Origin of the sequence: Trichloromonas sp. (assembly GCF_041583255.1) — a bacterium.
GTDB lineage: Bacteria > Desulfobacterota > Desulfuromonadia > Desulfuromonadales > Trichloromonadaceae > Trichloromonas.
Genome location: NZ_JBFHGD010000115.1, coordinates 1 through 10,777 on the forward strand (window position 1 = coordinate 1; position 10,777 = coordinate 10,777).

The 10,777-nt window shown below is 61.6% G+C and carries 10 protein-coding genes; all 10 read left to right on the top strand.

All coding sequences use genetic code 11. The features are described 5' to 3' along the window. The coding region (locus tag ABYV89_RS10335) for a sodium:solute symporter family transporter (RefSeq protein ID WP_432822875.1) at positions 1–1,359 on the top strand (1,359 nt) is incomplete at its 5' end. Positions 1,360–1,430: 71 nt separating this feature from the next. Beyond that, the gene (locus tag ABYV89_RS10340; protein WP_432822876.1) at positions 1,431–1,631 is read left to right on the top strand and encodes a hypothetical protein; all 201 of its coding nucleotides are present in this window, start codon (positions 1,431–1,433) and stop codon (positions 1,629–1,631) included. 132 nt (positions 1,632–1,763) lie between these two features. Then, complete coding sequence (locus tag ABYV89_RS10345) at positions 1,764–3,677, top strand: putative nucleotidyltransferase substrate binding domain-containing protein (RefSeq protein WP_432822877.1); 1,914 nt, start codon at positions 1,764–1,766, stop codon at positions 3,675–3,677. Positions 3,678–3,839: 162 nt separating this feature from the next. Next, complete coding sequence (locus ABYV89_RS10350) at positions 3,840–4,274, top strand: SH3 domain-containing protein (protein WP_432822878.1); 435 nt, start codon at positions 3,840–3,842, stop codon at positions 4,272–4,274. Positions 4,275–4,481: 207 nt separating this feature from the next. Further along, a complete protein-coding gene (locus tag ABYV89_RS10355; RefSeq protein ID WP_432822879.1) occupies positions 4,482–5,714 on the top strand; it encodes an efflux RND transporter periplasmic adaptor subunit in 1,233 nt (410 codons plus the stop codon). After that, on the top strand, positions 5,711–6,391 hold the full coding sequence (locus ABYV89_RS10360) for an ABC transporter ATP-binding protein (protein ID WP_432822880.1): 681 nt from the start codon (positions 5,711–5,713) through the stop codon (positions 6,389–6,391). Before ABYV89_RS10355 ends, ABYV89_RS10360 begins: the two co-directional genes overlap by 4 nt. Beyond that, a complete protein-coding gene (locus ABYV89_RS10365) occupies positions 6,369–7,613 on the top strand; it encodes an ABC transporter permease (protein ID WP_432822881.1) in 1,245 nt (414 codons plus the stop codon). Before ABYV89_RS10360 ends, ABYV89_RS10365 begins: the two co-directional genes overlap by 23 nt. Before the next feature lie 8 nt (positions 7,614–7,621). Next, on the top strand, positions 7,622–8,845 hold the full coding sequence (locus ABYV89_RS10370) for an ABC transporter permease (protein WP_432822882.1): 1,224 nt from the start codon (positions 7,622–7,624) through the stop codon (positions 8,843–8,845). 70 nt (positions 8,846–8,915) lie between these two features. Further along, positions 8,916–9,386, top strand: coding sequence for a DUF2889 domain-containing protein (locus ABYV89_RS10375; RefSeq protein ID WP_432822883.1), 471 nt, complete (start codon positions 8,916–8,918; stop codon positions 9,384–9,386). 350 nt (positions 9,387–9,736) lie between these two features. Continuing rightward, positions 9,737–10,555 carry an MBL fold metallo-hydrolase gene (locus ABYV89_RS10380; protein ID WP_432822884.1) on the top strand — a complete coding sequence of 273 codons (819 nt, stop codon included), beginning with the start codon at positions 9,737–9,739 and terminating at the stop codon, positions 10,553–10,555. Positions 10,556–10,777: the final 222 nt, after the last annotated feature.

Below are 10,777 nucleotides of genomic sequence, written 5' to 3' on the forward strand. Positions count from 1 at the left end.
ACCGGCGGCTACGTGCTGCTTCTGTGCCTGATCGCCGCCCAGATCCGCCGCTTCGGCAAGTACACCATCCCCGAATTCCTCGGCGACCGCTATGACTGCCATGCAGTGCGGCTGATCGCCGCCTCGGTCACGGTCATCATCGCCATCACCTATTCCACCGCCCAGTTCAAGGGGATCGGCCTGATCTGCGGCTGGATCTTCGGCATGAGCTATACCTCCAGCGTCTTTTTCGCCGCCGGCGTGGTCTGCGCCTACATGCTGATCTCAGGCATGGCGGGGGTCACCCGCAACCAGCAGATCCAGTACGTGGTGCTGATCTCCGCCTTCATGATCCCGCTGTGGGTGTTGATCAAGAAAGCCGGCGGCGCGGGAATCCTGCCGCAGCTCGAATACGGCAGCATCCTCTCCGGCCTGATGGAAGGGCATGTCGCCGGCGGCACTCTCAATGTCGAGGACACCGAAAAACTCCGCCAGATTTACCTCCCCTGGGGGGCCGGCAGCTTTTACCAGTTCATCGCCCTGGTCTTCACCCTGATGGTCGGCACCGCCGGCCTGCCCCACATCATGATCCGCTTCTACACCGTCAAGAATGAGGATGTCGCCCGCAAATCGGTCCTCTGGGGGCTCTTTTTCATCGGCCTGCTGTACTGGTCTTCGCCGGTCTACGCCGCCATGGGTAAATTCTGGAACCCGATGGGGGCCAAGGCGGTGGCCGACGTCATCATCCTGTCGGCTCCTGAAAAAGCCAACCTGGGGATAGCCTTCATCGGCTACCTCGCTTCCGGGGCCATGGCCGCCGGGCTTTCCACTGTGGCCGGACTGCTGCTGGCCGGGGCTTCGGCCATCGCCCACGACTGGTACGCCACCGTGCTCAAGCCGGACTGCACCGACAAGCAGGCGCTGATGGTCGGCCGCATCTTCACCGCCATCCTCTGCGGCATCGTCATCCTGACCGCGCTTAACCCACCGGCGCTGATTGCCCAGATCGTCGCCATGGCCTTCGCCATCGCCGGCAACACCATCTTCCCGGTGGTCGTGCTCGGCATCTGGTACTCCAAGTCCAACAAGTACGGCGCCCTGGCCGGCATGATCTGGGGCCTCGGCATGACACTGCTGGCCATGGCCGGATGGATTCTGCACATCGAGTTCTTCGGCCCCGAAGGCTGGCTGCCGGCGACCTCGTCGGCCCTGATCGTCTGTCCGATCGCCTTTCTGCTCAACATCATCGTCTCCAACATCATGGCCGACAAGGTGACCGAAGAGACGGCGGACAAAAGCGACAACATCCTGCGCAAGCTGCACAACCTGCCGGGACACATTGACGAACCGCAGGCTAAAAGCAGCGGCTACTCCCACTAGCAGCCCCCGCTTACCACCCCAAAGGCCCCCTCCCGGCTTATGCCGGGAGGGGGCCAGCGATTGAGTCCACCATGCCCAAACTGCTCACCCGCAAACGTCTGGCCATGCTCTTCGGCATTTTCGGCATCGTCCTGATGGGGGTCGACCTGATGATGACCCGCAATTTCTTTGTCCATATCGGCGAACTGATGGCGGCCAGCCTCCTCTGCTTTGTCCTCGCCCTGCTTCTCGACCGCACCCCGAAGGGCAAACCCGAGGAGCCGAACCCCTGACTTCTTTTCCGCAACGGACACGGGCAGAAAACGTTTGCCATGCCGTCCGATAGAGATTAAAGTTACAGAATCCTGCCGAACCGCCCCTCGACCCGCCGGAACGATTCGGCCACTGCCTTCATGGATCCTTCGATGCCCCTAGTCACGCATCTCAAAGAGACGGAACCTTTCAGCCACCTGCCGGACGCCATCCGCGACGAAATCTGCGCGACCGCCGTGCTGAAAAAGTTTTCGGCCGGAACCTATATTTTTCAGCAGAACGACCCGCCCACCGGCTTCCTTTACGTGATCAGGGAGGGACTGGTCGAGATTACCGTGACCGCCCCCGGCGGCGAAGAGATGGTCGTCGATTACCGCAATGAAAAGACCTTCTTCGGCGGCACCCCGGTGTTTACCGGCGAGCCCTACACCGGCGGGGCGCGGGCGGTCAAAAGCACCGACTGCTACCTGATTCCCGAGGCGATTCTCAGGCAGGCGGCTAAGGACTTTCCGCAAATCAGCGACTATTTCACCCGCGTTATCCACTCCCGGGTGCGTAAACTCTACAAGGAAATCGTTGCCGACCACACCCAGCAGGCCCTCACCCACATGGAGGCCTATCCGTTCAAGAAGCGCCTTTCCGAAATCATGACCACCCCGGTGGAAACCTGCGCTCCCACGGACACCGTTCGCGATGTGGCCAAACGCCTGATCTCGAAGCAGATCAGCACCATGCTGGTGGCCGATGAAAACAACGTCCCCCTGGGCATCATCACCGAGCGCGACCTGGTTGCCAACGCCCTGGCGCTCGATGCGGGCACTCCCGACAGCCTGACCGCCGCCGACGTCATGAACCAGCGCCCGCATTCCATGCCGCCTTCGACCTACATGTACGAGGCCATGGCCTACATGCTCAACCACCAGCTCCGGCATCTGCCGGTGGTTGATGGAGGCGAGGTGGTCGGCATAGTGACCGTGCGCGACCTGATGCGCTTTCGCAGCCAGAAGGCGATGCTGCTGGTCGGCAATATCCGCGAGGAAAAGTCCCTCGAAGGGCTGGCAGCCATCCGCCGCGAAATCGTCACCGTCGCCCGCACCCTTCTCTCGGAAACCCGCCAGACCCCTGAGGTCATGGAAATCCTTTCGTATATCCACCACGGCATCATCCGCCAGGTGTATGACATCTGCATGGCGCAGATGCTCGCCGAAGGGCATGTTGTTCCCGACATCCGCTACTGCTTTCTGCTCATGGGGAGCGGCGGCCGCCGGGAAATGCTGCTCAACCCGGACCAGGACAACGGCTTTATCTACGAAAACGTCCCCGATGAACGGCTGCCGGAAATCCAGGCGTTCTTCGTTCCCTTCGCCGACAAGATCGTCAGCTCACTGCACCGGGTCGGCTACCCGCTGTGCACCGGCAAGGTGATGGCCAACAACCCACTCTGGTGCGGCCGGGTGCAGGACTGGGACGCCCGCATCAGCGATTGGGTCAACAACCCGGAGCCGCAGAAGGTGCGTTATTCGTCGATTTTTTTCGACTTCACCCCGCTGGCCGGCGACTCCGGGCTGGCCCAGAACCTGCGCGACATCGTCGACCGCGAAATTCGCGAATTCCAGGCGTTCCTCTACCACATGATGTCCCTCGATCTGCGCTACAAGGTTCCGGTCGGCCTGCTGGGCCGCTTCATCCTCGACAAGGGGGGGGACCACAAGGGGGAGCTTTCGCTCAAGCAGGGCGGGAGCATCTACATTGTCGATTGCATCCGCATGTTCGCCCTTGAGAAGGGACTGCACGAACTGACCACCCTCGACCGGCTCAAGGCCCTGGTCAAGCGCAACGTCTTTTCCCAGGAGACCGCCGAACACATCCGCGCCGCCTTCGAAGCGCTCACCTTTTTGCGGCTGCGCAACGAAATTTCCCGCATCGAGGCGGGCCTGTCGCCAAGCCACTATCTCAACCCCTACGATCTCTCGAAAACCGAACAGGACCTGCTCAAGGAAGCGTTTCACGCGGTCAGCAAACTGCAGGAAGCGACCAAGCGTCATTTCGCCCGCACCCCCTTCTGAAAGCTGTCGGCAACGCCGACGAAGCTGCTGTTTTGGCCTACATTCTTCTCACACGGGAAGAAACGGCAAATGAGCGTTCTCAAAAAAACCATTGAAAAGCTTCCCGCAGCAATGCTAGATTACCCCCCAACCACTTGAAATCTGTCGACAAAGGGAGGCAAAATGAGATTTTTCGCGATCGTTGTCATGGTTCTGCTGCTGGCAAGTGCCGCTTCCGCCGAAGTTGTTACTGTTGCCGTTTCCAAGGCCGAACTCAGAAGCAAACCGTCGGTGGGGGCTTCTTCGGTCGTCAAGACCGTCACCATCAACACCCCTCTTGCCGTGCAGAAAACGCAAGACCGCTACCTCCAGGTAAAAGATTTCCAGGGCAACCTCGGCTGGATCCACGAAACCCTGGTCAACAAGGACAAGACCGTCGTGGTTGAAAACGACGGCGTCAACGTCCGCAAGGGGCCGGGAAAGGATCATCCCGTGGTATTCAAGGCGATGCGCGGCGAAGCCTTCATGGTTCTGGACCAGGCTGAAGACTGGCTGCAGATCGGCGACCACAGCGGCCGCAGCGGCTGGATCTGGAAAACCCTCACCTGGGGCCTGTAAAACACGCTCCAGCGACAGCCTGCCAGCGGGCCACTTCCTTATGAAGTGGCCCGCTGGCGTTTAAGGCGTCAGCGCATCCTCCCGCAAAAACAATTCACCGGTTCTCTTTGCCGACAAACTCTGCTAAACATAAAGTACGGCTTGTCGCCGGTAAACGGCTCGGCAAGCCGAACGGTCTTTTCTTTTGCCTTTTGGGAACCACCTGACATGAAAAAAATCATCATTGCCGTGATATTGCTCGCCCTGACCGGTGGCGCCTTCCTGTGGTGGAAAACCTCAGCCAAAAATGACCAGGTTCGAATTCTCTCGACCGAAAAGGTTGAACGCGGCGCGGTACGCAAGGTGCTCGAGGAAACCGGCATCATCAAATCCCAGGTCGGCGGAATCATAAAAATCGGCGCCCGCGCCACCGGGATCATCGACCGCATGCTGGTCAAGGTCGGCGACCGCGTTGAGGCCGGTCAACTGATAGCCCGTATCGACAACCGCGAACTGGTGGCCCAGGCCGACGAAGCCCGCGCCCGCCTCAACTCGGCCCGCGCCGAACGGGACCGGCTCGAAAAGGTCTCCCCGCTGCGCATCGCCGAAGCCCAGTCGGCCCTGGAGTTGGCCGAAGCCCGCGCCGCCTACTCGCAAAACAACTTCCGGCGCCAGCAGTCCCTGGTAGCCGAACGGGTCATCTCTGCCGATGAACTGGAAAGGGCCCGGCAGCAGGCCGACATCGACGCCAGCCAGGTCCGCGCGAGCCGGTCCGCCCTGGAACGCGAGCGGGAAGACACGGTGCAGGAGCGCAGCAAGGCGAATCTGGCGGTGAGTCAAGCCGCGGCGGCCCTGAACGCCCTTGATATCCGGATATCCTACACCAGCGTCAAAAGTCCGATCACCGGCACGGTCAGCCAGGTCACCGCCCAGGAAGGGGAAACGATTGTCGCCGGGCTGCAAGTGGCCAACCTGGTCACGGTGCTTGACCCGACCCGCCTGGAAATGTGGATTTACGTCGATGAAACCGACGTCGGCCTGGCCCGCGCAGGTCAACCGGTGGAGTTCCGGGTCGATGCCTACCCTGGGCGCACTTTTGCCGGAGCCATCGCCACCATCTACCCGGAACCGGAAATCCGCGACAACATCGTCTACTACCGGGCCCTGGTGAACATCGACCAGGAACAGGCCGAGCTGCTGCGCCCGGAGATGACCACCCAGGTGCAGATCGTGGTCGAGGAGCGCGAAGGCGTACTGAGGCTCCCCAACGCCGCCCTCAAATGGGTCGACGGCAGCCAGGTCGTCTTTCTCCGGAAAACGGACGGCAGCATCGACCGGACCCTGCCAAAGCTCGGCCTGGCCGGGTTGACCCACAGCGAAGTGGCCGAAGGGCTGGCCGAGGGGGACGAAGTCGCCACCCAGGTCGAACTGCCGCAACAAGCCGGGAAGAAGAAACCGTGAGCCAGCATCCGGTCATCCTCCTCGAGGAGATCAGCAAGACCTTCAGCCTGTCCGGCCAGCCGATCGAGGTGCTCAAAGGCATCTCCATGCAGGTCGCCCCCGGCGAATTCATCGCCCTGCTCGGCACCTCCGGCTCGGGCAAGTCGACCCTGATGCATATCCTCGGGCTGCTCGATCGCCCCAGCGCCGGCCGCTACCTGCTGGCCGGGCAGGATGTATCGCAGCTGCCGGACGAGCGGCTCAGCGAACTGCGCAACAGCATGGTCGGCTTCATCTTCCAGTCCTTCTACCTGATCCCCTACGTTTCTGCCCGCGAAAATGTCATGCTGCCGGGGCTCTACAGCAACATTCCGGGCCGGGCGCTCAAAGCCAGGGCAGAGGAGCTGCTGGCCCTGGTCGGTCTTGACGACCGCATGGATTTCAAGCCCGGCCAGCTCTCCGGCGGACAGCAGCAGCGCGTCGCCATTGCCCGGTCCCTGGTCAACGATCCCCAGGTGCTGCTGGCCGACGAACCGACCGGCCAGCTCGATTCGAAGACCAGCGGCGAAATCCTCGACCTGCTCAGCGACATCCACCGCCAGGGGCGCACCGTCATCCTGGTGACCCACGACCAGGCGACCGCCAACTACGCCGGACGAAAGATCTTTCTCGATGATGGCCGCATCAAAAACATCTGATCTCGCCCGCCTCTGGTGGCGCATCCTGCAGATGGCGCTGACCGCGGTCTGGGCCCACCGGCTGCGCAGCTGTTTCGTCATCCTCGGCGTCGCCTTGGGGATTGCCTCGCTGACCATCATCGTCGCCGCCGTCGATGGCGCCGAACGCCGAGCCTACGAAATCGTCGACTCCTTCGGGCCCGACGCGGTCTTCATTCTCGGCGGCGACATCCGCAACCGGGCCGTCGGCCAGCGCACCAACACCCTGTCTTACGACGACGCCGAGGTCCTGCGCCAGTCGCTCCCCGGTGCCTACCGGGTGGTGCCGATGCGGGCCCAGCACAACCTGCCGGTGCGGTTTGAAAACAACAAGATGCAGGTAGCGACCATCGTCGGCGCTACCGCCGGCTATGCCGATGTCTGGAACTGGCCGCTGTCCGAGGGGCGGGATTTTTCCGAAGAGGACATCGCGCGCGGCGCCAAAGTCTGCCTGATCGGCGACACCCCGGCGAATGAGCTGTTCGGCAAGCGTTCGCCCATCGGGCGCACCATCTATATCGACAAGCTGCCGGTCCAGGTGATCGGCCGCCTCTCCTACCGGGGCTTCTCCGGCGGCGGTGGCTCCATCGACGAACGGATCATCCTGCCGATCACCACCCTGACCCAGCGCTTCAACCTCGACCGCAAGTATTTCCGCGCCCTGCGGGTCAAGTTCACCTCGACGGACAACATGGATTTTCACGTCGAAAACCTGACCAGCCTGCTGCGCAAGCAGCATAATCTACAGACGGGACAACCGGATGATTTCAGCATCCTGACCGCCGACGAGATTCTCAAGTTCCTGTCGATGTTCAAGGGCGGGCTGCTGCTCTTTCTGGGGATCACCGCCGCAGTGGCCATCGTGGTGGGCGGCTTCGTTCTGGCCAACCTCTTTTACCTCAGCGTCGATGAGCGCAAATCGGAGATCGGGCTGAAAAAGGCCCTGGGAGCGAAAAACAGCGCCATCCTGCTGCAGGTGCTCGCCGAAGCGGTCACCCTGACCCTGCTCGGCTCCCTGTTCGGCATGGCGCTCGGCATGGGGATGGCGCAGCTGCTCGAGCGGCTCGGAATCCTGGAGATCCTCTTTTCGTGGAGAGTCTTCACCTATTCGACCCTGTCGTCCGTGGCGATCGGCATCCTGTTCGGCCTGCGTCCGGCCAGAAAAGCGGCGGCCATGGTGCCGATTGAGGTGCTTAAGGGATAAATGTACCCATGCCTCTTAGCCTTAAAATAGCCCTCTCCTCCCTGCGCGCCCACCGCCTGCGCACCGCGCTGGCCATGATCGGGGTGCTGCTCGGTGCACTGGCCCTGACCGGGGTGCAGCACGTCTCCCGGGCGATGCTGGAGAAGACCGAGGTCGAAACGGCCAAGCTCGGCACCAACCTGTTCGTAGCCCGCACAGGGCAGGTCTCGTTCCGCCGCACGGGGACGGCCCGCGCCCGCAACGAGGCCCGCACCTTCACCCTCGGCGATGCCCGCGCCCTGATCAGCGGCGTCCCTTCCGTGGTCCGGGGCGTCCCCTTCGTCGAAACGACCATGCCGGTGCGGGCCGGCGACATCAAGATCCCCTGCCAGCTCGTCGCCACCTGGCCCGACTATCCGCTGGTGCGCAACTTCACCCCCGAACACGGGCGCTTCTTCACGACCGAAGAAGAGAATGACCGGCAGCGCGTGGTGGTGCTGGGGGCTAAGATCGCCGACCGTCTCTTCGGCTCGGCGGCCAAAGCGATGGGGCAACAGGTCTTTTTCTACCGCGCCGGAGCCCGCGTGGTCGGGGTGATGGAAACCAAGGGCGCCGACATCTCCGGCACCGATCAGGACGAACAGGTCTTCGTGCCGATATCGACCTACCTGCGCCGCTTCGCCAACCAGGACTGGATCACCGGGGTCTACCTGCAGCTCGACACCCCCACCGCCTATATTTCGGCCAAGGAAGCCGCCACCGCGATCCTGCGCCAGCGGCACGACCTCGGCACGGGAAAAGCCGATGATTTTTCCGTGCTCACCGCCCGCGACACCATGCAGGTTCAGCAGCAGGCTCTCGACCTGGTGCAGACCCTGGGGCTGATCAGTTCCTCGATTTCCTTTGCCGTCGGCGGCCTCGGCATCCTTTCGATCATGGTCCTGCTGGTGCGCACCCGGCGCCTCGAAATCGGCGTCCGCCGGGCCGTCGGTGCTCGCCGCATCGACATTATCCGCCAGTTCATGTTTGAAGCGGCCCTGATGGCCGGCACCGGCGGCGGCCTCGGGGTGATCCTGGCCCTGCTGCTGCTGGTGGTCATCTGCCGGATCGCTGGGCTGCCGCTGGTAATCGAACCGCTGCTGGTGCTCGGCTCCCTGGCGGGATCGGTGGCGCTGGGACTGGCCGCCGGAGCTTACCCGGCCTGGCAGGCCGCCCACATCGAAATCCTCGAAGTACTTAAGAACAAGGGATAAATAGGCAATCCGGAGACGCCTTGGACATACATGGATCGCCTTGCACACCATTTGGATAAACAGGAGCAAAATGAAACATCCCAACGTAATGGAGAATTTCCAGCGCACCATCAGCTACGGCATTACGGCCGGTGACGATGGCCGCATGACCCTGCGCAGCCTGCTGCAGGACCGCATTCACGATATTGAAGTGGAAATCATTGCCGATACGACAACCCTCGAAATCGTCGACAGCCGGGCCGAATTCCGCAGGGCGCCCACCAGCGACTGCATCCACGCCGCCGAACGGCTTAAGCTGCTGCACGGCTTCGTCATCGGCCGCGGCCTCAGTCGCAAACTGACGGAAGCCTTCGGTGGCCCGCGGGGATGCGGCAACCTGCGCACCATGCTGGCGGGGCTGCTGCCGCTGGCCCTCAACCTGCAGGCCTGCGCCGGTATCGAGGGCGAGCAAGAGGTACTCGATGCCATCCACGAAAAGCTGCTCGGCACCTGCGCCGGCTACGTGCGGCCGGTGGCGGAGGTGCCCCAAAAAACAAGTTAGCCACAGAGACAATGAGACACAGAGGGTGCTTAAATAACAAGTCACGGAAAAACCACTAGGAGCCTGTCGGGCTTTGCGGGCCGCAACGAAAAATTGGATGGTTGAGACCAGATATTCGAGAATTTGAGAGCGAATAGCTGGACTATTTGTCGAAAAGTATCGGAGATATGGGCCAATCAGCCGATTTTGCAGTCGGCTCATGTAAAGCCCGACAGGCTCCTAGGCCTTGCAGATTGAAATTTTAGCCATCTCATGACATTTTGCGACAGTCTCCCAGTCATCATCTCTGTGCCTCGGTGGCTCCGTGGCAACGATTGTCGTTTTTTGCTTGAATGCCGAAAGGAACTACGATGACAACCCGTCTCACCATTTTGTGTGAAAACTCTGTCCGCCCCCAGGCCGGGCTGATCGGTGAACACGGTTTTGCCTGTCATGTAGAGAGGCCCGAAGGAAACTACCTGTTCGACACCGGCCAGGGTTTCGGGATTCGCCAGAACGCCGTCACCCTGAAAAAAGACCTCTCCGCCATCAAGGCCATTCTGCTCAGCCACGGTCATTACGATCACACCGGCGGCCTGCCGGCGGTGCTGCAGCAGACCGGACCCATCGACATCTATGGCCACCCCGACCTGTTTCTCGAACGCTACCGGGAAGAGCGCTTCATCGGCATCCCCCATCGCCGGGAACACCTGGAGTCCCTGGGGGCCCGCTTCGTCCTCTCGCGACAAATGACCGAGGTGGCCCAGGGGCTGTGGCTGACCGGTGAAATCCCCCGCCACACCGAATTCGAGCAGGGCGATCCGCTGATGACAGCGGTCTGCGGCGGAGCGGCGTCCCGCGACGAGCTGCTCGACGACCTGTCGCTGGCAGTCGATTCTGAAAAAGGATTGATCCTGGTCCTCGGCTGCGCCCATGCCGGGCTGGTCAACATCATGGAGTACGTGCTGGAGCAAACCGGGAGAGATGGATTTTACGCCATTTTAGGCGGCACCCACCTGGGTTTTGCCGACGGCGACCAGTTCGAACAAACATTGAAAGCGCTGGATAATTACCGGGTGGAAAAGGTGGGCGTTTCACATTGCACCGGCCTGCCGAAGGCCGCCCAATTACAGGCGGCCCTCGGCGAGCGGTTTTTCTTCGGTTCGGTAGGGAGTGTGCTGGAAGGGTAAATAACCGTGATTCGTGATGTGCCAAGGCGACACACCAATCACCAATCACAACTTCACAACAACCCGCCCCTTGACTTCGCCCTTGAGAATGCCGTGGATTTTTTCTTCCAGCGTCTCCAGGGTGACCTCGGTGGCGGTTTCTTCGAGTTGTGCCGGTTTCCATTCGCCGGCCAACCTCGACCAGACCTTCAGCCGGGGCTCCATAGGACACTGCACCGAGTC